Source organism: Alkalibaculum bacchi (genome assembly GCF_003317055.1).
GTDB classification, from domain to species: Bacteria; Bacillota; Clostridia; order Eubacteriales; family Alkalibacteraceae; genus Alkalibaculum; species Alkalibaculum bacchi.
In genome coordinates this window covers 24276-49978 of record NZ_QNRX01000007.1, presented here as the reverse complement: position 1 = coordinate 49978, position 25703 = coordinate 24276, and the positions used below count along the sequence as shown (strand labels likewise).

General features: G+C 35.8%; 21 protein-coding genes and 2 pseudogenes. 14 read left to right on the top strand and 9 right to left on the bottom strand.

The features are described 5' to 3' along the window. Window positions 1-82: 82 nt before the first annotated feature. Both DES36_RS15290 and DES36_RS06585 read right to left on the bottom strand, forming a co-directional pair. Complete coding sequence (locus DES36_RS15290; RefSeq protein ID WP_113920440.1) at window positions 83-1495, bottom strand: LuxR C-terminal-related transcriptional regulator; 1413 nt, start codon at window positions 1493-1495, stop codon at window positions 83-85. Further along, entirely contained in the window at window positions 1492-1701 is a 210-nt protein-coding gene (locus DES36_RS06585) for a helix-turn-helix domain-containing protein (protein WP_113920439.1), read from the bottom strand. The genes DES36_RS15290 and DES36_RS06585 overlap by 4 nt, the downstream gene beginning before the upstream one ends. Before the next feature lie 306 nt (window positions 1702-2007). Between DES36_RS06585 and DES36_RS06580 the strand changes: the two are divergent. From DES36_RS06580 to DES36_RS06545, 8 genes and pseudogenes are all read left to right on the top strand, one after another. Beyond that, window positions 2008-3837 (top strand): annotated as a pseudogene (locus tag DES36_RS06580) (type I restriction endonuclease subunit R, EcoR124 family); the annotation flags it as partial. Next, window positions 3836-4114, top strand: a pseudogene (locus DES36_RS06575) (N-6 DNA methylase); the annotation flags it as partial. The pseudogenes DES36_RS06580 and DES36_RS06575, both read left to right, overlap by 2 nt. Window positions 4115-4766: 652 nt before the next feature. Further along, window positions 4767-5135 (top strand): NifB/NifX family molybdenum-iron cluster-binding protein, encoded by a 369-nt coding sequence (locus DES36_RS06570; protein WP_113920438.1) that lies wholly within the window; start codon window positions 4767-4769, stop codon window positions 5133-5135. A 1-nt stretch (window position 5136) separates the two neighbouring features. After that, the gene (locus DES36_RS06565; RefSeq protein WP_113920531.1) at window positions 5137-5997 is read left to right on the top strand and encodes a nucleotide-binding protein; all 861 of its coding nucleotides are present in this window, start codon (window positions 5137-5139) and stop codon (window positions 5995-5997) included. Next, complete coding sequence (locus DES36_RS06560) at window positions 5975-6856, top strand: ATP-binding protein (RefSeq protein ID WP_113920437.1); 882 nt, start codon at window positions 5975-5977, stop codon at window positions 6854-6856. The genes DES36_RS06565 and DES36_RS06560 overlap by 23 nt, the downstream gene beginning before the upstream one ends. Before the next feature lie 135 nt (window positions 6857-6991). Further along, the gene (locus DES36_RS06555; protein WP_113920436.1) at window positions 6992-8191 is read left to right on the top strand and encodes an iron-sulfur cluster carrier protein MrpORP; all 1200 of its coding nucleotides are present in this window, start codon (window positions 6992-6994) and stop codon (window positions 8189-8191) included. Window positions 8192-8272: 81 nt separating this feature from the next. After that, the gene (locus tag DES36_RS06550) at window positions 8273-8479 is read left to right on the top strand and encodes a NifB/NifX family molybdenum-iron cluster-binding protein (protein ID WP_170128213.1); all 207 of its coding nucleotides are present in this window, start codon (window positions 8273-8275) and stop codon (window positions 8477-8479) included. 408 nt (window positions 8480-8887) lie between these two features. Next, the gene (locus DES36_RS06545) at window positions 8888-9736 is read left to right on the top strand and encodes a damage-control phosphatase ARMT1 family protein (RefSeq protein ID WP_113920434.1); all 849 of its coding nucleotides are present in this window, start codon (window positions 8888-8890) and stop codon (window positions 9734-9736) included. Window positions 9737-9845: 109 nt separating this feature from the next. Here the strand turns inward: DES36_RS06545 and DES36_RS06540 are convergent, their stop codons facing one another. Further along, window positions 9846-10502: a Dph6-related ATP pyrophosphatase gene (locus tag DES36_RS06540; RefSeq protein ID WP_113920433.1), complete on the bottom strand. Its 657-nt coding sequence runs from the start codon at window positions 10500-10502 to the stop codon at window positions 9846-9848. A 247-nt stretch (window positions 10503-10749) separates the two neighbouring features. On the opposite strand from DES36_RS06540, the gene DES36_RS06535 reads away from it, so the two are divergent. After that, complete coding sequence (locus DES36_RS06535; protein ID WP_113920432.1) at window positions 10750-12498, top strand: ABC transporter ATP-binding protein; 1749 nt, start codon at window positions 10750-10752, stop codon at window positions 12496-12498. Beyond that, complete coding sequence (locus DES36_RS06530; RefSeq protein WP_113920431.1) at window positions 12479-14230, top strand: ABC transporter ATP-binding protein; 1752 nt, start codon at window positions 12479-12481, stop codon at window positions 14228-14230. The genes DES36_RS06535 and DES36_RS06530 overlap by 20 nt, the downstream gene beginning before the upstream one ends. A gap of 212 nt (window positions 14231-14442) precedes the next feature. Here the strand turns inward: DES36_RS06530 and DES36_RS06525 are convergent, their stop codons facing one another. Continuing rightward, the gene (locus tag DES36_RS06525) at window positions 14443-15726 is read right to left on the bottom strand and encodes a DEAD/DEAH box helicase (RefSeq protein WP_113920430.1); all 1284 of its coding nucleotides are present in this window, start codon (window positions 15724-15726) and stop codon (window positions 14443-14445) included. A gap of 205 nt (window positions 15727-15931) precedes the next feature. Here DES36_RS06525 and DES36_RS06520 point away from each other — a divergent pair, with 205 nt between their 5' ends. The 3 genes from DES36_RS06520 to DES36_RS06510 all read left to right on the top strand — a co-directional run bounded on the left by DES36_RS06520 (window position 15932) and on the right by DES36_RS06510 (window position 19275). Then, window positions 15932-16294, top strand: a complete 363-nt coding sequence (locus DES36_RS06520) for a VOC family protein (protein ID WP_113920429.1) — start codon at window positions 15932-15934, stop codon at window positions 16292-16294. 98 nt (window positions 16295-16392) lie between these two features. Next, the gene (gene glpK / locus DES36_RS06515; protein ID WP_113920428.1) at window positions 16393-17889 is read left to right on the top strand and encodes a glycerol kinase GlpK; all 1497 of its coding nucleotides are present in this window, start codon (window positions 16393-16395) and stop codon (window positions 17887-17889) included. A gap of 210 nt (window positions 17890-18099) precedes the next feature. After that, complete coding sequence (locus DES36_RS06510) at window positions 18100-19275, top strand: MFS transporter (protein WP_113920427.1); 1176 nt, start codon at window positions 18100-18102, stop codon at window positions 19273-19275. A gap of 201 nt (window positions 19276-19476) precedes the next feature. Here the strand turns inward: DES36_RS06510 and DES36_RS06505 are convergent, their stop codons facing one another. After that, complete coding sequence (locus DES36_RS06505; protein ID WP_113920426.1) at window positions 19477-20454, bottom strand: diaminopimelate dehydrogenase; 978 nt, start codon at window positions 20452-20454, stop codon at window positions 19477-19479. Between the two features lie 361 nt (window positions 20455-20815). Next, a complete protein-coding gene (locus DES36_RS06500; RefSeq protein WP_170128212.1) occupies window positions 20816-21352 on the bottom strand; it encodes a DUF2179 domain-containing protein in 537 nt (178 codons plus the stop codon). 579 nt (window positions 21353-21931) lie between these two features. Between DES36_RS06500 and DES36_RS06495 the strand changes: the two genes are divergently transcribed. After that, window positions 21932-22930 (top strand): P1 family peptidase, encoded by a 999-nt coding sequence (locus DES36_RS06495; protein WP_113920424.1) that lies wholly within the window; start codon window positions 21932-21934, stop codon window positions 22928-22930. Between the two features lie 267 nt (window positions 22931-23197). Here the strand turns inward: DES36_RS06495 and DES36_RS06490 are convergent, their stop codons facing one another. From DES36_RS06490 to DES36_RS06480, 3 genes are read right to left on the bottom strand one after another with little or no spacing between them, the layout of a single operon-like run. Further along, window positions 23198-23989 (bottom strand): ABC transporter ATP-binding protein, encoded by a 792-nt coding sequence (locus tag DES36_RS06490; RefSeq protein ID WP_113920423.1) that lies wholly within the window; start codon window positions 23987-23989, stop codon window positions 23198-23200. Continuing rightward, the gene (locus DES36_RS06485) at window positions 23976-24746 is read right to left on the bottom strand and encodes an ABC transporter permease (RefSeq protein ID WP_113920422.1); all 771 of its coding nucleotides are present in this window, start codon (window positions 24744-24746) and stop codon (window positions 23976-23978) included. Before DES36_RS06485 ends, DES36_RS06490 begins: the two co-directional genes overlap by 14 nt. A 1-nt stretch (window position 24747) precedes the next feature. Further along, window positions 24748-25692, bottom strand: coding sequence for an ABC transporter substrate-binding protein (locus tag DES36_RS06480; protein ID WP_113920421.1), 945 nt, complete (start codon window positions 25690-25692; stop codon window positions 24748-24750). Window positions 25693-25703: the final 11 nt, after the last annotated feature.

Genomic DNA, 25703 nt, shown 5'->3' with positions numbered 1-25703 from the left:
AAAGGATGAATTTGCAGAAAAAAGCCTCTCATACTTTAGTATGAGAGGCTAGTTAAACCCTGTATTTATATGATTTTATGAATTATTCAACCCTTTGATTCTTCAGCAGGGTGCTGATGAGTTCTGCCCGACTACCGGCATCATATTTTGAAAAAATGTTCCTTACATGTGTTTTTACAGTACTCTCACTGATAAACAAAGCCCCGGCAATCTCACGGTTTGATTTGCCCGAAAGGATTAACTGTAATACCTCTTCCTCCCGGACGGTCAGTGGGTCAAGAATTTTAATTTGACGAATAATGTCCGTTTGCTGTGACTGACTTATATTGTCATAAGTAGCAAGGTAGGCATGGCTTTTCAGCAGTAAAACAAGCTGGTGGTTCAGTGGTGGTAGCATAACCAGTGTAACGCAAACCACAGTAAGGGCAATCACCGCAACCTCCGCACTGGGAAGCCCAATGGATGTTACGGTCATTCCCAAGACGCCTCCGCAAAGCACGCCAAATACATTGGCGGAAAGCCCAATGCCAAAGGTTTGTGCTGGGTTGTCGCTATAATCCAGCATTTCTCCAAGGATGCTCCACCAAAACAGATCAAAAACACCACAAGCACCGAGCATCAGCGTATCCACAATCAGATAGTCGGAAGTGTTTCGCCCTAACAGCATAAAGCTGATGAACGCTCCTATAATCATTGCCATTCCGATATACAAAATTCTGGAACGCTTTGCTTTCATAGGTAGGTTGCGCATAATAACAAGTGCCACAATATAAGGCACAGCCCAATACCAGCTCACCAGCCTCGTCAGAGGTTCAAAAGCGGGGTTGATGACCTGATACATTAGTCCTGAATTAATTGTGATGATAAAGATAAAAAGACACAGCAATATTAGCGGGTTTTTAATGCCGCCATGCGTCTTATTTTTAAATGTTTTGTTCTGCTCATTCTCCTGCTCCAACGGCAGCATCCAAATGAAGACCATGCCGATAACAAGGCAAAGCATAGAGAAGCCAAGCCCGATAAAGGTTGATCTGTTCATGGCCACCACGTTAACTGCAACCATCAGCAAATTGGAATAAATCAGAACGTCGGCACAGGATTTAATGCGCTCGTTCTTGGGAGCAAAGGCCCTGAGAAAAAATCCCCATGCCGCCACCACGCAGCCGCTAAAGTATCCGCTGACAATCAGTCCGCCTATCCATAGAGAGGAGGGAGCAAAAAAGAAGGGCACAGTGGCGGCTAAGCATAAGCCCATACCACCGAACATCATACTTTTGGCGGCCGCCTGTGATTTGACAAACAGGCCACAGGTAAAAAGCCCTGCAAAATGTGCGATAATTGCAGCCAGTATGTAACGGTCGGCTTCTGTTCCACGCAGATTCAGCAGGCTGTACAGTACCTGTCCCTCAAACTGGAAGGATAGAATATAGGCAAAAAGAAATGAAAATCCAACAACAGAAAGCCTACGGGCATTTAAAGTCTTAAATCTGTTCATTTTATAACCTCCCGCTCATCGGAGGCTTCGCCTTTTTTAACCCATTCGTCTATATCAGCGGTTTTGAAACGCCAGAGCTTTCCCACCTTGGATGCAGGCATACCGCGCTGATCAATCCAACGCGTGACCGTGTGGCGCTTTACGCCAAGATAGTCGCAAACTTCTTGCAGGGATATCCATCTGTCGTTATGTATTGTTCCAGGCATAGAAGCCACCTCACTCACTTTAATAAATTCGAACAAATATCCTATTTGATTGTTATTAAATAATTATAGCACAATAATGTCAAAATGACAGTTAATATTTGTTGTTTTAAGTAATATTGTGTAGTATTTGTTTATGATATAATTGAAGGACAAGTTAAAAAAGATGGAACATTTACTGTTGAAAACTATGCTGCACGGCAGAGAATTATCCAGATAGACTCTAGAGTTAGCAATAAGGTGTTTTTAGCAAAAAAAGATATATTAGAAAGTATTAGAAATATACAATTATAAAATAGACTTGAGCAAACTCTTAGTCTAAAAAAATTTGATTTTACTATAGATATGGGTACTGGATCTGGCAAAACCATCACAAGTTTTAAAACTGCATGGCTTGCAAGCCGTATGCCAAAAGTAGATAGGGTTGTATTTGTTGTGGATAGAATTGCCTTAACCAAGCAAACCAATGAAAATTATAAAGCCTATGACCCCGATGCATCAGAAGACACATTTGGTAGCGTTCAAAATACAAACAATACGACAGATTTGAATCGTAAGCTTAAAAGCAAAGACAATAGTATTATAGTGACTTCCGTTCAAAAACTAGATACTTTAGTGAAACGAAAAACCTTTAAAGCGCCAGATAAGAATATCGTATTTATCGTGGATGAAGCACACCGTTCAACAGGCGGTGACTCATTCAAGAATATCCAAAAAGCTTTTAAGAAATCCGCCTGGGTCGGTTATACTGGAACACCGATGTTTGATGAAACAACCACTGGCCTTCGAACAGAAGATGTTTTTGGGCCACTATTACACGCTTACACTATTCGTGAAGCGATTGCCGACCGTAATGTATTAGGTTTCAAAGTTGATTTTGAGACAACAATTGACGAAAAGAAAATGAAAGAGAAATATCTTCCGGCGTTCTACCGTGAACGTTATCCAAAATGGACCGAAGAACAAATTCAAGAGAAAGTAAACAACCTCTCTCAAGAAGATATGGATGATGCTGTTGAACCAAGTTTCTACGATGAAAATCTGGATCACATCAAATTAGTAGTAGAAGATATTTTTAGAAATTGGCGTAATCGTTCTAATGAAGGCAAGTATAATGCTTTGTTTACAACTCACGTAGGCGGTAGTAAAGCAAGTACGCCAATGGCGATGATGTATTTTAATGAGTTTCAACGTATTAACGAAGAAAATAAGAAGAATGGCGGACAGACTTTAAAAGTTGCCGTTACTTTTAGCCAGAATTCATCGAATAATGATAGCATGCTTGCCACAAATCAGGGTTTACATGATGCTATTAAAGCTTATAATGCAGAATTTGGCACATCTTTTGGGATGGATGATGTTTCTGGTTATACCCAAGACGTGACTTCACGTTTAAACAAATCCGCCTCAGATGGAAATTTTCTGGATTTGGTTATTGTCGTTGACCAATTATTAACTGGTTTTGATGCACCAGAACTTAATACCCTTTATGTAGATAGAACCTTGAAAGGTGCTGGGTTAATTCAAGCCTATTCAAGAACGAACCGTATTGCAGATATGCAAGAGAAACCATGGGGGCGTGTGGTAAATTTTAGGTGGCCTGCACAAAATGAGAAGCTGATGAATAAAGCCCTTGCTATTTATGCAAATAAAGATTCAGCTGTGTTATCTCAAGAGGAACAACGTAAGTCTAATCAAAAAGACGGTATCATTGCTAAACCATTTGAAGATGTGTTTAACGAAGTGAAACAAATTGTAGGGAAATTAAGTAGCTTGACCACCGAATTTCAACAGTTACCACCATCTGAAAAACAAAAGGATTATATGCTTGATTTGCTCCGTGAATATAACAGAGGAATGGCAAAATTAAAGCAATATGATCCCGAGGAAATTGATGGTGAAAAAGTCGGATTCAACTATGACAATCCAGATGAGTTGGTAGAAAAGTTAGGGATGACTTCAGATCAAGAAGTCATGTTGACAACAGTTTTGACGAATGAACTTAAATCACATATTGCAAAAGAGAAGAAAATCCCCCTTTATCAAATTGAACTGAAGATGACACACGTAAAAGATGTTAAAGTAGACTATGATTATCTTACTGAACTGGTAGAACAACTATTAAACCAAGTTCATGAAGAATCAAAATAAACTTACTGATGAAAACATTAATAAGATTATTGAAACCTACCGAAATCGTGTAGCTGTTGATAAATACGCTCATGTGGCATTACTTGAAGAAATCAATCAAAACGAGTTTAACTTAAATATTCCTCGTTATGTAGATACATTTGAAGAAGAAGAAGCCATCGACCTTGATGAAGTGATTAAACTATTGGAGCAAGACAAACAAGAAATCGCGGATCTGGAAGCTAAGATTAATGAACAGCTGAAGATCTTGGGTATGAATGTATAGAAATGGATGGAGAAAGGGTCAAGATTATTTAGTTCTAGACTCTTTTTGCTTTCCCTTGTATTTCAAACAAAAGAATCATCTGCAAGTGAGAATCATTCATTTGTAGATGATTCTTTTGTTTGTATACTAGAAAAGTCTAACTTTTGATCCTAGATATTTCTCTATTATTTTAAAATTCATCCATTACTCTATAAGATAAATTTCCTCCTATAAATCTTATACTTAGCATAGTAATGTTTACTACTGAGATGCGTGTAGGGATCAGTACAGAGACTTTTATGCTCATAAATAGGCATATTTGCCATTATTTATGGTAATAAGATGTGTAATTTATGGAGGGATTTTGTAATTAATAGTCAGTTGAGTAAAAAAAAGTTATTGACATATGACATAAACAGAGTATAATAAAAACATAAATGACATATGTCACGAATATATGAGGAGGTAAATAGTATGCCAAGAAGAGATGAAACTGGTCCAATAGGCGCTCGTACCACTGTTCAAGGTATGTATATGGAAGCGCGAAAAGGCTAGCACAATCATTAGTCAATCGAAAGATACTGTTAATCTAAGGAAGCGAATATTGCCTTTGCGATGAATTACGAAATGCAATTAAAAAATATTTAAATATAAAATAGAGTGGAGGATTTTTATGAAAATAGCAATACCTGTAGATGAAAAAGACATGGGAACAAATGTATGTGTATCTTTTGGACGTACGCCTTATTTTCTTATATACGATACGGAATCAAAAGAGAGTGTATTTCTAGACAATAGCGCAGTAGCCAGCTCAGGTGGCGCAGGGATTAAAGCGGCACAAATAATTGTAGATAGTAATATAGAAGCTTTGCTAACTCCTCGATGTGGGCAAAATGCTGCTAACGTGTTAAAAGCTGCTAATATTAAAATGTATAAAACGACAACCCTATCCGTAAAAGATAGTATTGACGCTTTTATTGCCGAAACGCTTTCTTTGCTAGATGATATTCATGAGGGGTTTCATGGCCAGGTCGGCAATTAATATGAAAATAGCTGTGCTAAGCGGCAAGGGCGGTACAGGTAAAACACTAGTATCGGTTAATTTAGCTGCAGTAGCGCAAAAATCAACTTATATTGATTGTGATGTTGAAGAACCCAATGGACATCTGTTTTTTAAACCTATAGATGTGCAGGAAGAAGAAGTATCTGTAAAAATTCCACAAGTGGATAATGAACGTTGCAATGGATGCCGAAAGTGCGTTGACTTTTGCAAATTTAATGCCCTTGCCTATATAAAAGACAAACTGATTATATTTGAAGAGATTTGTCACTCCTGTGGTGGTTGCATTATGCTTTGCCCAGAAAAAGCGTTGACAGAGAAAGAAAAAGGTATTGGGAAAATGCAAAGAGGAATTTCCGATGAGGTAACAGTATACACAGGAATATTGGACACAGGCGAAGCTTCAGGTATTTCAATTATAAAAAAACTGCTTGTCAACAATAAATCCAAAGGAGATGAACAGACTTTTATTGATTGCCCTCCTGGAAGTGCTTGTATCGTAATGGAGAGCATTAAGGATGCTGATTATTGTGTGTTAGTCGCTGAGCCTACATTATTTGGCGTTCATAATCTCAATATGGTATACGAACTAGTCAAGTTATTTAATAAGCCTTTCGGGGTGGTTCTCAATAAATGTGTAGACGGAGAAAATCCAGCTGAAAAATTCTGTCTAGAAAAAAACATCAAGATTTTAAAGCGTTTACCCTTTGACAACGAACTAGGCATGTTGAATTCAAATGCTGAAATTGCAGCTAGAAAAACCAAAAAATACTATGCCATATTTTCTTCTCTGCTAGAGACCGTAAAAAGGGAGGTGCAATATGAAACAACTACTAATTCTTAGCGGAAAAGGAGGTACTGGAAAAACGACAATAGCCAGCGCTTTTATAAAGCTTTCAAACGCTAAGGTTTACGCAGATTGTGATGTAGATGCACCTAATCTACACCTTATAATAGGACAAGGGTCTGAGCCGAAAAAAACAGATTATTATGGTCTGCCAAAATCTGAGATTAATCCTGAACTATGTATTGAATGTGATCAATGTAGACAAAACTGTAGATTTGACGCTATTTCAGTTAAAAGGACATATAAAGTAGATTCTTTTGCCTGTGAAAGCTGTGGTGTTTGCGAGTATGTTTGTCCTGTAGACGCGATATCATTAAAACCTGCTATAGCTGGAGAGTTGATGTTGTATACAAATGAAGAAAGAGTTTTTTCAACAGCACAATTGAAAATGGGCAGTGGTACCTCTGGAATGTTGGTTACTGAGGTCAAAAAGCAGATGAAATTAGCAGATCCGGATACTGAACTTGCCATTATTGACGGTTCACCGGGTATTGGCTGCCCCTTTATAGCATCCCTTAGTGGTGTGGATATGGTTCTAATCGTGGCTGAGCCTTCAATATCGGGGATTAGCGATATGGAGCGCATCATAAAAACAGCAGCAAAATTTGGAACGAAAATCGCAATCTGTATAAACAAATTTGATACCAATTATGCAAATACAGAGAAGATAGAGCTGTTTTGTAAAAACAAAGGATTGACCTTTGTAGGTAAAATACCTTTTGATTCAGATGCAGTAAAAGCGATTAATAACGGCCAGACTATTGTGGATATAAATTGTGCATCGGGGTTAGCAGTAAGAGAGGCCTATAATAAGGCTATGGAACTCTTATTTAAAGACGATAATGGATCAAGATAATAATTGTAAAAATAGGAGTCCAGAACAATCCATATCTAATGATTTTAACGATAATCATTGACTTAGTATGTATTATATTAAAACAAGTAGACAAAAACTTTTTGTATAACAATCTAAAAATAAGGAGCTAAAATTATGAGCGAAAATTGTGATCAAAGCTGCAACAGTTGCGCAGAAGACTGTGCAGAAAGAAAAGAACAACAAAATGATTTCTCTGAGAAATTACATGAAATGAGCAACGTTAAAAGGGTCATCGGTATTGTTAGTGGCAAAGGAGGAGTAGGTAAGTCACTGGTTACTTCTATGCTTGCAGTTACAATGAACAGAATGGGTTATCATACTGCTATTCTTGATGCTGATATCACTGGGCCTTCTATTCCTAAAGCTTTTGGCATTAGAGAAAAAGCTGTAGGTAATGAACTTGGACTATTGCCTGTTAAAACAAAAACCGGCATTGACATTATGTCTGTTAATTTACTTTTAGAAAATGATACCGATCCCGTTGTTTGGAGAGGACCTGTTATTGCCAATACAGTTAAACAGTTTTGGAGTGATGTCATCTGGAGTGATGTGGATTTTATGTTCATAGATATGCCTCCAGGTACTGGTGATGTTCCTCTTACAGTATTTCAGTCTATAGCTGTTGATGGAATTATTGTTGTAACTTCTCCTCAGGAGCTTGTATCTATGATTGTATCAAAAGCAGTTAAGATGGCTGAGATGATGAATATTCCTATCATTGGTCTTGTAGAAAATATGTCTTACTTTAAATGCCCTGATAATGGTAAGGATTACAATATATTTGGGGATAGTCATATCGAAGAAGTAGCTAAAAAACATAATTTAAAGGTTCTTGCAAAGCTTCCCATAGACCCTAAAATAGCTAAAACTTGTGATATCGGAATGATAGAGCTTTTCGATGGCAATTGGTTTGATTCTGTTGCAAAAATATTAGAACAAATGGAGGCAAAGAAAATGATTAAAATTGCTGTAGCTAGTGAAAATGAAATAGTAACTGAGCACTTTGGACATTGTGTCAACTTCAATATTTTTGAAGCTGAAAATGACCAAATTATAAAGAGTGAATCCATACCAAACCCAGGACACAAACCTGGCTTTCTACCAAATTACTTAAATGATATGGGTGTTAATGTGGTCATTTCTGGTGGTATGGGAGGTGGCGCTATAGATATTTTTAATGAGAAAGGTATTGAAGTCATCGTCGGAGCAACGGGGAATGCTAAGGCCACAGCAGAAGCATATCTACAGGGTAGCCTAAAATCCACAGGTTCCGTTTGTCATGAGCACCAACATCACGATGAATGTGAAGAATAATTAAGAGTCATATAGGATAAATGCTCTTTATATTATGAAGCTAATATTGTAATACTAAGAAACATCAACCAAAGTCGGTTGGTGTTTTCCTTTAAAACGGAAAAAAATAGAATAAGTTCTCATTTTGGAGAGGCACCAATATTCATGCTATTTGCATTTAAACCATCAGAAAAAGTTGTTGAGCAAGTAGATTTTATTGCTAATCCATATAATAGTGAGACAAAGGGAAAGGGGATTTTAGCAGCTGAATTTTTGATAAAAAAGAACATAGATATTTTAATAGTTTAAAAGGAATTTGCTAACAAAGATCCAGCCTATGTTTTTTCTGATTCTAATGTTGAAATTGTTTTGACAGAAGAAGAAAAACCCGAAGCAGCAATACAAAAATTGGGATTAGTATATCAAAAAGAGTAGTTCTAGGTATCTATGGTTTGTACATGGCGTTTGTTATTATAATTTAAAGTATTAGAATTTATATCTTTATTATATGCTTTAGATGTTATTGACATATATCGTCAATATGATTATTATGATAATGAGCATATGTCACACATAGGTATTGAATATAAACACAAGGGAAAGATTTGTTGACGCATTTATTTTGTCTTACATGAAATCATCTACAAGAAATATAATTTGTTAATAAGATGCTCATAAATACAGAGATTAATATAATATTAGGTAATGGAGGATAGTATGGAAATTACTCTTGATTGTATTCCATGTATGTTAAAACAAGCTTTGGAGTCTTCTAGATTGGTAACGAATGATATCGATAAACAAAAAAAGATAATAGAAGAAGCGTTAGCTGTATTGTTAGATTATAAAAAGTATAAAAATTCTCCCGACTTAGTACGAAAAATACAAAAAATTATAATAAATATTACAGGTGAAGAAGATCCTTATTATGAAATCAAAAGAAGAGATTTAAGAGCAGCCAAAGAGGTATATAGATTTCTAATTGCATTTATGCAAAAGAAAAACAGAGATTTATATTGGGCATTAAAAACAGCAGCTACAGGAAATAATATTGATGCAGCTGTGTATTATGATATTGATATTGAAAAATGCGTAGAAAGTGAATTAGAAAAGGAATTTTACATATGTGATTTGGATATTTTTAATAATAAGTTGAAAGAAGCATCCAATATCTTGATTATAGGAGATAATACGGGAGAAACGATCTTTGATAAGGTAATGATTGAAAATATGCCCAAGATACCTGTTGTATATGCTGTTAGAAAGTCGCCAATTCTAAATGATACAACAGAAAAAGAAGCTTATGAATCAGGTCTTGGACAAATAGCAACAATCGTATCTACGGGATGCGATGCACCAGGAGTAATTTTAGAAGAGTGTTCTGATGATTTTATTAAAATTTACAATAATTCAGATATCATTATCAGTAAAGGACAGGGTAATTTTGAGGGGCTTTCTGAAAGAAAAGAAAACTTATTCTTTTTATTAAAGGCAAAATGTCCTACGATAGCAAATAAATTGAAGGTAGACTTAAATAGCTATGTGTTCAAATATAATGGAGAATAATGAATAAAAAAGATAAATATTCATTAAAAAGATAAATTAAATAAAAATTAAGGGAATCATCTACAAAGGGTATGCATTCATTTGCAGATGATTCTTTTATTTGTGATTTTTAAAGTATGATTTTCAACTGTGCCCATCGATCTTCTATAGGTGTGATTTCATCCCTATATTTTAGATTTAAAGGCTTATAAAATATAGGACCATCATAAACGATTGTGTGATATTCGCCATTTTCACCGCAAACATCTGCGCCATAATCTTCAATTTCAGCCATTAATGGATAAGATAAATCTCGCCCTAAAAAGCTCGTACTTAGCATAGTAGTATTTACGACAATGATTTTTGCTTTAAATCCTAAGTCGATAAATTCCTTTACAAGTTCTTTTCGATTCATTTGCCAAAGGGGCAATACAGCCTCAAGAGATGCTTTTTTGCAGACATTTTCTTCCCATTCTCTGTGCTGGTCTATATCGATATCACCAAAAACGCCGTAATTCATGCCTTCGGCTTTAAAAGAAGTGATGCTATCTACAAAAACGTTCTCGTACTCCTCAAATGCAGCTTTTCCAATATAGGAGCTAATGCCTATTGCATCTGCCTGAGCCCTTAGGGTCTCTTCGCTTAATCTATGAGCTGAACTAATTTGATTTTCAATGCTAAACATAGTAAATAGTTTTTTAGGTTTGTAGCCGAGCTCGATAGCTTTATACATTGCAAGACATGAATCCTTCCCACCACTCCATGAAATAAAACAATCTTTTGTCATATAAAATACTCCTCAGTTTATATTATGATTTTATGTACTGTTTCTATTTTCTCATTTTATATAAAAGGTTACAATAGCAAGTTTTTCATCACCTAACTATTATTTGAAAAATCTCTTATATGTAGTTGACTTTTCGACCTCTAGGACTTGACCCTAGCACTGGTAGCTAAAGTGCCCAAGGCACTTTCTTGTGGTATACTATAACAGTGTAAATATAGAATGTATACATAATGAATTAGGAGGCTGTATGTTTAAAAAATTCTGGTGGTTTATTTCGTATTACAAAAATAAATATATTTTAGCAGTTCTTTTTTTGCTTTTAAGTGATTTAGTTGGGTTGATTCCTCCATATATAACAGGTCGTTTAACGGATATGATTTTTGAAGGAAACATTGAGCTAAAAGTTTTTTTGCTTATCTTAGGTCTTGACTTACTTATTATATTAATAAAGTATTTGTTTGCTATGTCTTGGAGCTATTTTACATTTAGGGCAGGTAATGAAATAGATTATAAAGCAAAAGACAATCTTATGACAAAATTTTTAGAGCAATCTCTAAAGTTTTTTGAAACCCATTCTACAGGTTCTCTTATGGGAAAAGCCACAAATGACGCCAATAGTATTAGCAATTTAGCTGGAGCAGGTACGCTTAGTTTATTTGATTCCACTATATTTCCCCTGTTTATCATTGTTATGATGATGGTTGTTGTAGATGTTAAATTGACTTTAGCTTCTATTATACCGCTGCCTATTCTTGCCTACTTGTGCATCTTAATTGGAAATAAAATCTATGCAAGATGGGCTAAAGTCCAAAGGGCATTTGATAAACTCAATACAAATATTCTAGAGGATGTAGAAGGAATAAGGATTATTCGAGTTTTTAATCTTCAGAAATCTAGATACAATAAATTTGAAGAAAGTGGAAAAGATTTATGTGATAAAAATATGAATGTAGTAAAATATCAAGCACTTATGACTCCTGTCCAAAGGATTATACCAGCTCTTACATTTGTTATTGCAATAGGGTATGGGTCTTTTTTAATTTCAAATGGAGAAATTACAATAGGTCAATTGGTCTCTTTTACCTATTATTTAAATATGCTTGTATGGCCTATGTACGCCTTTGGTAATTTTATCAATATCAAACAACAAGGTACTGCTTCTATGGACCGAATTCAAGAAGTATTAGACTATGAGGAAGATATTGTAGAGAGTATAGATGCATTTGATTTAGAAACGAACCCCAATATCGAATTTAGCGATTATTCATTTAAGTACCCATCTTCAAAAGAGAAGGTTTTAAAAGATATAAATATAAAAATTGAAAGTGGAAAATCTCTTGGCGTGCTTGGTAAGACCGGATCAGGTAAATCTACCTTTATTAAGCAACTTTTACGTCTTTACCCTATAGATACGAATCATCTCTATTTAGATGGGGAAAGAATTCATAAATACAGTATTTCGAGTGTTCGAGAAAAGATTGGATATGTTCCACAAAATCACATGATTTTTTCAAAGACCATAAAAGAAAATATTAAACTGTCAAAACCAAAGGCTACAGATGAAGAGGTTATGGAAGCTGTAAGGTTTGCAGATCTTGAAAAAGATCTTAGCACATTTCCAGAAGGTCTAGATACTCTTTGTGGCGAAAAGGGGATTTCTCTTTCTGGTGGTCAAAAACAGAGAATTGGTATTGCTAGAGCTTTTCTAAAAGAGCCAGATATATTGATACTTGATGACTCTATGAGTGCAGTAGATGGAAAGACCGAAAAGAACATCATTGAAAATATAAAGAAGAAAAGTCGTGGCAAGACTACGATTATTTCATGTCATAGAATAAGTCAAGTTAAGGATTGCGATGAAATTATCGTACTTAACAAAGGTACAATCACGGAGAGAGGAACACATGAAGAGCTCCTTAAAAAAGGACAATGGTACGCAAAACAGTACAAGAATCAGATGGCAAGGAGTCGCTTTGATGAAAAAGATGAAAAATAAGAAACGAAATGAATTTGTAAAGCAGAGATTGTGGCGTTATGCAAAAGGAGAATCGAAGTCTTTATCTATTGGATTATTTCTTTCTGTTGTGCGTACAGCTTTAGAAATAATAGGTCCAATGATTATTGGTTATATACTAAATAACTACATAAAGCTAGATATGGATATTAGAGATTTTATGGCAATTGCCAAACTTCTCTTGTTGTATTTAGTCATATATGTTCTTTGTGGATTGTTTAGCAATTTAGCTCTCATATCTTTTGAGCAAGCTGCAAATAAAATTTCCTTTAGCGTTCAAAAGGATGTATATAAACATGTAACAAAGCTTCCCATATCCTACTTTGATAATTTGCCTGCTGGAAATATCGTATCTCGAATCACAAATGATACCAATCGATTAAAGACCATGTTTCAGTTGATCCTAGCAGATATGACCACTTCAGGTATTATGATCATCTGTATTTACGGGATGATTCTTGTAGTCAGTTTTCCCGTTGCCATACTGTTTTTGACACTTGTCCCTATAATATACATTGTATTTAAGGATTTAAGACATAAGACCTGGAAGTATACTACTCTTAACCGCAGTTACGTAGGAGCTATAAACGCAAGTATAAATGAAAATATTCAAAACATGGAGATTATTCAAGTATACAATAAGGAAAACCATATCAAAGAGGAGTTTGACCACATCAATAAAAATATATTCAAAACCGGTTTAGAGGTAACAAAGGTGAGAAGCTACGGAGGTTTTAGAGCCATTGATGCTCTTAGTTATGTTGGAACCATTCTCGTCCTCTTGTATTTTGGTATGGGGAAAATTACAGGGGCTTACGCGGTTACAATCGGAAGTATGTACATCTCAATCGACTATGTCACAAAGATTTTTAACAATATAAAGACGGTGGTTTCAAGGTTTGGCGAGCTAGAACAGTCTTACGCATCAGCATCTCATGTATTTGACTTATTAAGGCTAGAACCAATGGAGGAATTGCCAGAGAAACTTACAGAAGTTAAAGGAGATGTAAGATTTGAAGGTGTTTACTTCGGTTATGGAGAGAGCGATGTTCTAAAAGGGATAGATTTTGAAGTGAAAAGCGGAGAAAGTATCGCCTTTGTTGGCTCTACGGGCAGTGGTAAGAGCACCATTGTAAACTTGCTTTTAAATTTCTATTGCCCAAGGCTTGGAAATATATACATTGATGGAAAAAACACAAAAGACATTAACAGAAATTCTCTACGAGAGCAAATGGCTGTAGTTCTACAAGATCCCTTTATTTTTGAAACGGATATTAAGGGTAATGTAGGACTTGACGAAGGGTTTAGTGATGCAGAGATTGAAAAGGCCCTTATGGATGTAGGGGCAGAGTCCATTGTGAAAAGGGGGATTCACGAGAAAATATTTGAAAAAGGAAATGACTTTAGTCAAGGGGAAAAACAGCTTATCTCTTTTGCAAGGGCGTACATTCGAAAACCTAGAATTCTAATCCTTGACGAAGCAACCTCTAATATTGATACGGAAACGGAAAAAATAATTCAAAAAGGAATCCAAAAGTTAAGAGAGAATTGTACCACTTTTATAATCGCCCATAGACTTTCTACGATTAAAGATGTAGACAAGATTATCGTACTAAACAAGGGCAAGATTATAGAAAGAGGAAATCACAAGTCTTTAATGGAACAAGACGGTTTCTATAAGAATATGTACGATGAGCAAATGAGAAATCAATAATAAAATAGCCCCTTTCTGGCTAAATCCCTTTTGGATTTTTGCTAGAAAGGGGGTGAATTTGATGTAATAGGAAAGTCCTACTTCTGACATTAGCTCCTGCTCAGTCATCCTGAGTGTAAGCGAAGAATCTTGACCCAAAAGGAATACCCTAATGCTAGTGACTAAAGACTAGCGACTAACGCGCCATAGGCGCTATTCTTGTCTTGCAAAATTTATTTATATCTGTTCATTTTATCATTCTTACGGGTAGTACTTTGAGATACTTTTGATCCCTTACTTTTATTACCATAACCTGTTTTTGGGTTTCTAGTGGAACTGCTCCTCCCTATTGGCTTACTGCTTTTTTCCTTAGGCATTTCGACTAAGGGGTAGAGATTATTTTCAATGACGGGAATGGATTTTGATATCAGTTTTTCAATATATTTGAGTGAAGATTTTTCTTCCACATCGCAAAAGGAGATAGCAATTCCTCCATGACCTGCTCGTCCAGTACGGCCAATACGATGTACATAGGTTTCTGGAACTTCAGGTAAATCATAATTGATTACATGGGACAATTCGTCTACATCAATTCCTCTAGCTGCAATATCTGTAGCGACTAATACCCTTGTTTTTCCTTCTTTGAAACTATTCAGAGCCCGTTGTCTTGCGTTTTGCGATTTATTTCCGTGGATGGCTTCTGCTTGCAACTTGGATTTTTCAAGAGTCTTTACTATTTTATCAGCCCCATGTTTTGTTCTAGAAAATACCAAAGCCGAAGTGATTTCCTTGTTTTTTAGCAAATCAATCAATAGTTTTGTCTTATTACTTTTATTTACATAATAAACGGATTGTTCGATAATATCTACAGTAGAGGATACTGGCGTGATTTCGATTTTAGTGGGGTTTTTTAGTATAGAGTTTGCAAGTTTTGCAATTTCACTTGGCATGGTAGCAGAAAAAAACATAGATTGCTTTATCTGTGGTAGAAATTTAATAATTTTCCTTACGTCTTGAAGCATTCCCATATCGAGCATCATGTCTGCTTCATCCAGAACAAAATATTGAATTTGTTTTAAAGAGATAAATCCTTGATGGATGAGGTCGAGCAATCTTCCAGGCGTAGCTACGAGAATATCTACTCCCCGATTTAAGGATTGAGTTTGAGGGTGCTGTGAGACTCCACCAAAAATAACAAGAGTTTTTAGACCTAAGTATTTTCCATACGTTTCAAAATTTTCCCCAATTTGAATAACGAGTTCTCTTGTAGGGGCTAGTATTAATGCTTTTATTTGCTTTTTACTTCTAGTACTTCGCTGCTCAGTAGAAAGGCCTTGTAAAATAGGGATAGCAAAGGCAGCTGTTTTGCCAGTACCAGTTTGTGCACAACCTAATAGATCTTTTCCTGCTAATAAAGTTGGAATTGCCTGTTCTTGAATTGGTGTAGCCTCTGAATATCCTACCTGAAGTAAGGATTTTTGAATTGGTTCTATTATATTTAGATTTTTAAATAACAATATTTTTCTCCTTTGTTGTGTTACATCGTGTTTATATTTTTGCCGTGATCAATGCGTAATTAATTATTATATATGAATTTATTGATTATTACAAGTGGTATATTTTAGGAAAAATCTTTATTTATGTAGGTTTTTAAAAATCATAAGTTGCAAATATCAGGTCTTTAAGTGTAGAATAACACTATAACTTAAGGAGGTTTTATATATGAAATATTTATGGACGACTATTCATGTAAAAGATATGAAAAAATCCCTTGAATTTTATCAAGACGTAGTTGGACTACCCTTAAACAAGAGTTTCTCTGGGGGACCGGATATGGAGCTTTCCTTTTTAGGAGATGGCGAAACTCAAATAGAACTTATCTGTGATAAAAATGTAAAAGAAGTTCAAATTGGAAAAGATATATCCTTGGGGTTCGAAGTTGATTCTGTTGATAAAATGATGGATTTCGTAAAGCAAAGAGGTATTGATATTGTAGCAGGCCCAATATCGCCAAATCCTCATATAAAGTTCTTCTTTGTAGAAGACCCTAATGGAGTAAGAATTCAATTTGTTGAAAATATGTAACATAATCAGAAGGGCTTTATTAATACTTTTATTAATGGAGCCCTTTCATTTTATAACAAAAAATAGATGCATAAGTATAGAACTTGGGGAGGATTTTTATGGCAAAGTATATGATGGCACTAGATGCAGGAACGACAAGTAATAGGTGTATTCTCTTTAATGAGAAAGGGCAGATTTGTAGCATTGCGCAAAAAGAATTCACACAGTTCTTTCCAAAGCCAGGTTGGGTTGAGCACGATGCCGATGAAATTTGGTCTTCACAATTAGGCGTTGCTGTAGAAGCTATGAATAAAATCGGAGCAACAGCAGCAGATATTGCAGCAATAGGTATTACAAACCAAAGAGAAACATCCATTGTGTGGGACAAAAATACTGGAGAACCTATATATCATGCCATTGTTTGGCAATGTAGAAGGACTGCAGAGGACTGCGATTCTCTAAAAGAAAAAGGATTATCAGATTCTTTTAGAGCTAAAACGGGTCTTGTTATTGATGCTTATTTTTCAGCAACGAAGGTAAAATGGATTTTAGATCATGTAGAAGGTGCTAGAGAAAGAGCTAAAAGAGGGGAGTTATTATTCGGTACTGTTGAAACATGGCTTATTTGGAAATTGACAAAGGGAAAAGTGCATGTAACGGACTACTCTAACGCTTCTCGTACACTGATGTTTAATATTAACGAGTTGAAGTGGGATAAGGAGATTTTACAGGAGCTAGATATACCAAAATGTATGCTTCCAGAGGTAAAACCATCAAGCTGTGTTTATGGTCAAACGGATCCATCATTTTTAGGTGGCCCTATAGTCATATCTGGAGCAGCAGGGGATCAACAGGCAGCTTTATTTGGACAGACGTGTTTTTCTGCTGGAGAAGCAAAAAACACATATGGAACAGGTTGCTTTCTACTTATGAATACAGGTGAAAAACCAGTATTTTCGAAAAATGGTCTCGTTACAACCATCGCATGGGGAATAGATGGAAAAGTAAATTACGCATTAGAGGGCTCTATTTTTGTTGCAGGTGCGGCTATTCAGTGGTTGCGTGATGAACTGCGCATTATTGATTCTTCCTCGGATTCAGAATATATGGCGACGAAAGTAAACGATACAAATGGTTGCTATGTAGTGCCAGCATTTACTGGTCTTGGTGCTCCTCATTGGGATCCATATGCAAGAGGTACGATTGTAGGCCTTACTCGTGGAGTAAATAAGTACCACATTATACGGGCTGCTCTTGATTCACTAGCATATCAGGTGCATGACGTATTAAAAGCTATGGAAGCAGATTCTAGGATTTCTCTAAAAACACTAAAAGTTGATGGGGGAGCAAGTGCAAATAATTACTTAATGCAAACACAAGCAGATATTATTAATGCACCTGTAAACCGACCACAATGTGTGGAAACAACTGCTATGGGCGCTGCTTATTTAGCTGGTATAGCTGTTGGGTATTGGGCAAACAAAGAAGAGGTCGTTAAAAATTGGTCTATTGATAAAACCTTTGAACCGTTAATTTGCGAAGAAGAGAGAGCAAGCAGATTAAAAGGATGGAATAAAGCAGTTAAATGTTCATATGGGTGGGCAAGAGAGGATTAAACGCAGTTTAGCTTTACATGACAAAAAAGCGATAATTAAATAGTACATCTGATAAGTACAGAGATCGATTATTATTATAATATCGTTCATGAGTATATCAAGGATTGGGTATAAGAAATTATAAATAAGTAGATTTATAAAAAGAACTTGTAAAGCATACGCAAATTAAGTATACTTATATTGATAATAATGAAAGGAGTTACAAATTAAATGAAAACAAAACATAACAAAAATCATATTAAATTTGCCATTTTAGCGATATCTTCTGTACTTATGGCTTCTATGATTGCATCCGCTATTTTAGCAGATATCTCTATGAGCTATCCTTCTGCAGATCCGTCGTTGATTCAAATGATTATGACATTGCCATCTTTAATGGGGATGATATTTGCTATTTCAGCAGGTCCTCTTTCTGGAAAGATTGCTAAGAAAATCATTGTATTAGTAGGACTTTTCTCTGCATTTACAGGTGGTATGCTTGCCTATTTATTTGGAGGTCTAAGTATTTATGTGTTATTATTATCGAGCGCGCTTATTGGCGTAGGTCAAGGCATTAATTCTACCATGTCCATGGCACTTATTGCAGATTATTTTGTAGGGGATGAAAGCAGTTCTTTAATGGGTTTACAATCGGCATTTGTGAATGGTGGTAGTATGGTTATCATCTTTATATCTAGTCTTTTAGCTCGCTTAGGTTGGAAATCATCTTATCTGATTTTCTTGATTTTTATCCCTATTATTGTAATCGTTATGAAATACTTGCCGAATGATCCTCCCATTCAGCAGCAGGAAAGCAGTGGGGAAAAAGGCAAATTAAATGGAACGGTGTACTTCACGGCTGTTGTTACCTTTGTTTTTGCGACTCTCATGTTTTCCTTTGCTACCAATGTAGCAATGTTTGTAGTAAACAATGGTTTAGGTGATGCAACAACTGCAGGACTAGCAAATACTTTAATGTCCGCTGCAGGAACTGTAGCTGGAGTTATTTATGGCTCAATAAAAAAACGATTAAAAGATACTATTATTCCAACTGCTATTTTACTTGCAGGAGTGGGCTTGCTTCTTATTAATATCGTAGGGTCCATTGCTAGTGTCTTTATCGCTGGTGCTCTCATAGGGTTTGGCCTTTCTTTGTTAATGCCAACAGCGATGTTCATCGCTTCTTCTGCTGTAACACCTGCAATGAGCGCTAATGCTATTTCATTAATAAATGGTGCTTCTAATATCGGCATGTTCGTTTCTCCATTTATACTGAACCCAATTGTCAATAATTTTGGTGGTGGAGAAAGTTTTAAATTCTTATTATGTGGTACTGCATTAATCATACTAAGTATTGTAGCTTTTGTAGGACGATCAAAATTTAATACAAGCGTTGACGCAAAGTAATATGAAATAAAATTAAGATAAATAATAGCAAATATTATTTTCTATAAGTACATAGTATTCTAATTAAAAAAGGGCAGAATATGATTCTGCCCTTTCTTCGTACTGTAATAGGGAACTCCTATTTTTGACCTAGCTCTTGCCCAGTCATCTTGAGCGCAAGCGAAAGATCTTGATCCTAAAGGAATACCCACATGCTAGTGACTAAAGCAACTCTCTTCTTAAATCTTCTCCTGACTTTGGAGATAAGTAGCTAAATGGAATATCTAATACACTGCGAGCTCCAGTATGACCTTCCTTAGATAGTCTATAAACTGCTCTTGCATAAGCTACTAGCACACTTGAAGTAAACTCTGGATTGCTATTTAGGCTTAAACTAAATTCCATTCTCTGATTTGTACCATTTCCAGTAACCCCTGTGCGTATTACAAACCCCCCATGAGGCATGCCTTTATGATTTTTTTGCATCTCATCCTCAGTTATAAAATGTACTGTGGTATCGTAGTCTGCAAAGTAATTTGGCATGTTCACAATCTCATTTGTTATTTTGTCTAAATCAGCTCCATCTTCTGGGACGATATAACAGATTCTCTCGTGTTTTTCTCTAGGGGAAAGCTCTACATTTTTTCCAGTACGTACCATATCTATAGCGCTCTCAATAGGAACTGTGTACTGCACGCCATCTTTAACGCCTTCTACTCTTCTAATAGCATCTGAATGTCCTTGACTTACACCTTTTCCCCAGAAAGTATAATCTTTTCCATTTGGGAGTACCGCCTGTCCTAAAAGACGATTTAAAGAAAATAATCCTGGATCCCAACCAACAGATATTAGGCTAAGTTTGCTAGAGTTTTTTGCAACAGAATCTAATTTGTTGAAATACTCTGGTATTTTTCCGTGATTATCAAAACTGTCTACTGTGTTAAAGAGTTCAGCAAGTTGTGGTGTCTGTTGTGGTAAATCTGTAGCTGAGCCACCGCAAAGAATCATTACATCAATTTTTCCAATATAATTTGCTATATCAGAAATATGAACTGCTTTTGAAGTAGTTTTAAAATTTTCTGGATCTCTTCTTGTGAAAATAGCTTCTAAGGAAAAATCTGGATTTTGCCCCAAAGCTAATTCTACACCTTTGCCAAGGTTTCCGTATCCTACAATACCTATTCTAATCTTATCGCTCATCTGTTTTCCTGGCCTAAAGCCAAGTTCCTCCTTCTTTATTCTGTATTTTAGTCTGATAATAAAATTATCAGTTTAAAGCTATGCTTGTCAAGTAATTCTGAAAGGAACCTAATAAACATTTAGAAAGAAAACTCTTTTATATTTAATTAAGAAAAGAATAGCTCTCTACTAGTATAAATATAAAAGCGATTTAAACGAGAAAGGAGCTATTCTTCATTATTGATTTTATATATTATTTTGTAATACCTCTTAAGTAGTTAAGGTTTAGCTTAAACGTTAAATTCCTTATCATTACTGAATTTGAGGTTTAGTTAAAGTATAACATAAACTAAAATAAAAATTTAATTATGCATATTTACAACTATTTTTTAATAAATCCACCAAACATGGACGTAATATCATTGACAGTAATATACGCACTAGGAGCGATGTATTTAATGGTTTTAATAGCAGCAGGGATTTGTTTCCTTTTAAGTTGAATAAACAAAAGACTTTTCCAGCTGTCGTTTTTCCCTTTTCCATCAATAATAGTAACCCCATAGCCATCTTCACGAAGTGCTTCAGCTAGAGTGCTTCCTGTTTCCTCACCGACGACAACCTGAATGGATGCAAGACCAAGGGCTATTTTAGACTCTATATAGAGCCCTAAGTAATTGCCCAGCGCAAAACCTAATGCATATGCAAATATTTTAAAAGGATCTTCTGTAATGTTGTTAAGGACAGAGCTTACAACTAGTAACCAAATCAATATTTCAATAAATCCCAGAATAGTACCCTTTACTCTTTCACCTTTATTATTATAGACCAGTCGGATTGTCGAAATGGAAACTTCAACAATCTTCGCAATAAATATAGTAATGTATAGAGCTAGACCTTCTAAACTCATTAAAAATTCCATGATACACCTCTTATTATTTGTTATTGACATTCTACTTCATTTAGATACTTTATGCAAAAAACAATTCCAGGGGAAGATATAGAATATACACTTAACTATATGTTCGTATTAAAGTTTAACATGAACTAGAAAACTATTGAATATACAGGGTTTGCATTTCACTTAAAGTACTTCATGAACATAAGACTTAAATACTATAAAGCTGGTCGCTAAAGTATGTCGGCACTTTATGATATTGCTGTGGAAATATCTAAATTTCTACATAAAAAGCTTAAATACATCTTTGAAAAGAAGGTTATTTTGATTTGGTGTGGAATGAATAAGATAAGGATATAAGAAATAATAGCTCTAAGAAGAGGTTAATGCTTTAATATGTTTTTGTTGTGGTAGAATAATGTATAAGAACAAATTAAGAGGAAATAAGTGGATTCTTTTAAGAATCTTTGATGGAGCAACTTGCATCTTAAATAGTCGTATTTAAAAACCAATATGAAGTTTAAAAACGAAATACAATAGTATTATGACAACAATATAGAGCAAATTAATGATATATGATAATAGTTAGAAAGGAAGAAAAAAATGTACAAACCAAGGTATACTGGATATTTTTGTGATGTTCCTGGTTTTGCCCTCGGTCATGCTATGGATTACGAGGGTATGACAGGGGTAACTGTAATACGTCCTCTTAATAAGGCTACAGCGTCTATTGACGTTCGAGGAGCGTCACCTGGTACGAGAGAAACAGATCTTTTATGTGCTGAGAAGAGTGTGGGAGAAGTCCATGGGATTTTTCTTGCGGGAGGATCTGCCTTTGGACTTGCTTGCGCAGATGGAATTATGGATTATCTCCGAAGCCAAGATATAGGTTATGATACTGGCGTAACAAAGGTTCCCATTGTTCCTGGATGCGTAATTTTTGATTTAGCCATTGGCTCACCCCTTGCATATCCTAATGGCAATATGGGAGCGGAGGCTATATGTGCTGCTACAACAAGTGATAGATCAATGGGAAATATCGGCGCAGGAACTGGAGCTACTGTGGGAAAAGTAAATGGCATGGTGTCTGCTATGAAGTCTGGTTTAGGACAGGCTAGCCTTCAGTACGGTGATGTAATTGTGTCCTGTGTCATTGCTGTCAATGCTTTTGGAGATGTCTATGATCCGTTTTGCCAAAATGAAATCCTGGCTGGACCTGTGGATATATCCAACAAGAAAATAAAGCCCACCATTGATGTCTTTAAAGATATGGAAAGGGAGGCGTCTAAAGTTGGAGGGCAATTAATGAATACTACAATAGGTTGCATAGCTACAAATGCCCATCTAAACAAGTCAGAGTGTCTTCGAATATCACAGATGGCACATGATGGAATGGCAAGGGCAATTAATCCAGTACATACTAATCTTGATGGTGATGCTCTCTTTACTATTTCTAGCGGAGATAAGGAAATTGACATGAACATTTTAGGGGCACTAGCAGCAGAAGTAGTAGCTAAGGCAATTGTAAATGCTGTTGTAACTAGTGAAGGGATAAAAGGGCTTTACTGCTATCATGATCTACAAGTGGCTCCGGCATTTTAGCTCTCACCAATCAGTCGCCAGCTACCAGTGCTAGGGTCAAGTCTCTTGGGTCAGAGATGTAAGCCTTGTATATAAAGCTGACTTAAATAATGGCTAAGTTAAAAAACAGAACGTTTCTAATATATATAAATATGTAAAGAGCACGAGAAACCTCGTGCTCTATTGATCTACTAGGAAAGTCCTGCTTTTGAGCCTAACTCCTACCCAGTCATCTTGAGCGCAAGTGAAAGATCTTGACCCCAAAATACTGGTGGCTGGTCGCTATTATTACAAATAGTATTCCGTACAATCTGGAGCTTTTAATTCAAATTCGCTAAAAACTTTATCTCGAATCTTTAGAAAATCTATACTGGTTCGATCTCTTTTTCTTGCTAAAGGCACCTTTAAGATGCTTTTGACTTTGCCTGGATAAGGGGTCATGATGACGATGCGGTCTGCTAGAAAAACAGCCTCTTCGATATCATGTGTGACAAAGATAATGGTCTTCTTTTTTTCGCTCCATATCCTTTGAATTTCATCTTGAATGCCCATTCGTGTCATGGCGTCTAATGCGCCAAAGGGCTCATCCATAAGTAAAATGTCAGGGTCTGCTGCTAATGCCCTTGCAATGGCAACTCGTTGTTGCATACCTCCAGAGAGCTCACTTGGATGATGTTTTGAAAAGTCTGTTAAGCCCACTAAGCTTAGATATTCTTCAGCGATAGTTTTTCGCTCTTCTTTAGAGATTTTTTTTGCTTCTAGTCCTAGTTCCACATTTTTAATAACGCTTCTCCAGGGAAGTAAACCGTAATTTTGAAATATGGTGATTCGGTCAACAGATGGTTTATCTACTAATTCTCCATCAATAAGGATTTTACCAGTAGTGGGTTTGCTAAAACCTCCAATGAGGTTTAAAAGAGTGGTCTTTCCACAGCCACTAGGCCCTAATAAACAAATGAATTCACCTTTTTTAATAGATAAATCCACTTTATCTAGAGCAAGGCTTTGGGTTTTATCGTTTCTAGGATAGTTTTTAGTAACCCCTTCTATGGTAATAAAGGATTCATTATTTTGATCCATTTTGAACACCCCACTTACTCTCTATGTTTTTTTCTACTTTTTTAATAATCATATCTAAAATAAGGCCAGATAAGCCGATAAATATGATTCCAGCTAATACTAGGTCTAATCGCAGTGAATTTCTCGCGTCAATAATTAAATAACCTAAACCTGACTGAGCACCAACCATCTCACCAGCTACTAAAAAGACCCAAGAAGATCCAAGAGCCATATGTAGGCCATTGGCGATTATTGGGAAGGCAGCAGGCAAGACGATCTTTGTAAGTAATTGGAACTGATTCATTTCAAAGTTTTGCGCAACTTTTAAGTAAACTTGGTCTACTTTACGTATGCCGTTTACAGTAGATAAAAGTACAGGGTAGAATGCTGCGATAAAGATAATCACTATGGCAGGAGCATCTCCAATTCCAAACCAAAGGACGATAAATGGAAACCATGCAATAGGAGATATTGGCCTTAAGACTTGAACAATAGGATCGATAAACGCCCATAGTTTTTGATACCATCCTAATATAAGGCCTAACACAATACCAGCAATGGAAGCCGTAATATACCCTATTAAAAACCTTGTCATGCTGACTTGAATATGAAGAATCAAAGTTCCATCTTCCAATAATTCTTTCATGCTCCTAACAACATCCATAGGGGAAGGCAACAAGGAAGGCTCATACCTTCCTGTTGCACAGACTATCTGCCAAATACCCACGAGTACGGAAATGCTCACTAGTACATGAAATGACTTTTTTATGATATTCATGCTATTCACCTTGTATTAAGGAATTATCGATAAAATCTTCATAAGCTGGGGGATTTTCAGATAAGCCCATTTCTTTCATGTAATCTGTAAGAACTTGGTATTCCTCTTTTCTTATAGCAAGGTCTTTATAGGAAATAAACTTAAGGGATAATTCTAATACATCTTTTTTTGTCTTCATGTATTTAGAAGACACTTCATATACATCTTTATCTTTTTGTTCGGCTTTTTCTGCTGCTTTTACGTATTCTCTTACAAATTCCTCAGCAACTAACCTATTATTATTTATAAATTCATCTCTAAGAACTAAAGTACAGCATAAAGAATCTTGCCATAATTCTTGTGAGTCGTATAAAACTTTCCCGCTACCATGAGATATGGATATGGCTCCAAAAGGTTCTGCAACGATATATGCTGATATTCTTCCATCTGAAAGGGCTGCAGGCATTTCCGCTGGAGGAAGCTCTACTACATTGACATCGGATAGTTTTAAATTATTTTCCTTTAACATCTGGTACAAGAGGATATTGTGAGATGAAAGCTTGCTCGGTATGGACACGGTTTTGCCTTTTAAGTCAGAAGCTTTATTTATTTCTTCAGAGACCACAACTACATTTCCATCTCTATGGCCTAGGGCCACAGACTTTAAGCCAATTCCTTGCTCTTTTGACTTCATAGCAAGTTCAACAAGCATACTTGCACCGTCAATTTCTCCAGCATTTAAGGCTTCAACTAATTCTGCCCAAGACCCAAATTTGACTAATTCCAACTTTGCACTTTTTAGATTAGCCCCATCCTCTTGAATGAAAAGAGGAAGGGCATGGGTTATGGGGAGGTATCCTATTTTTATAGGATTTCCTTCATCAACTGGCGCATTTTTTTCTTTAGAACATGCAGAAAGGCTGATGATAAGAATTGCAATGATGATTAAATAGATAAACTTTTTCATTTTTCCTCCTA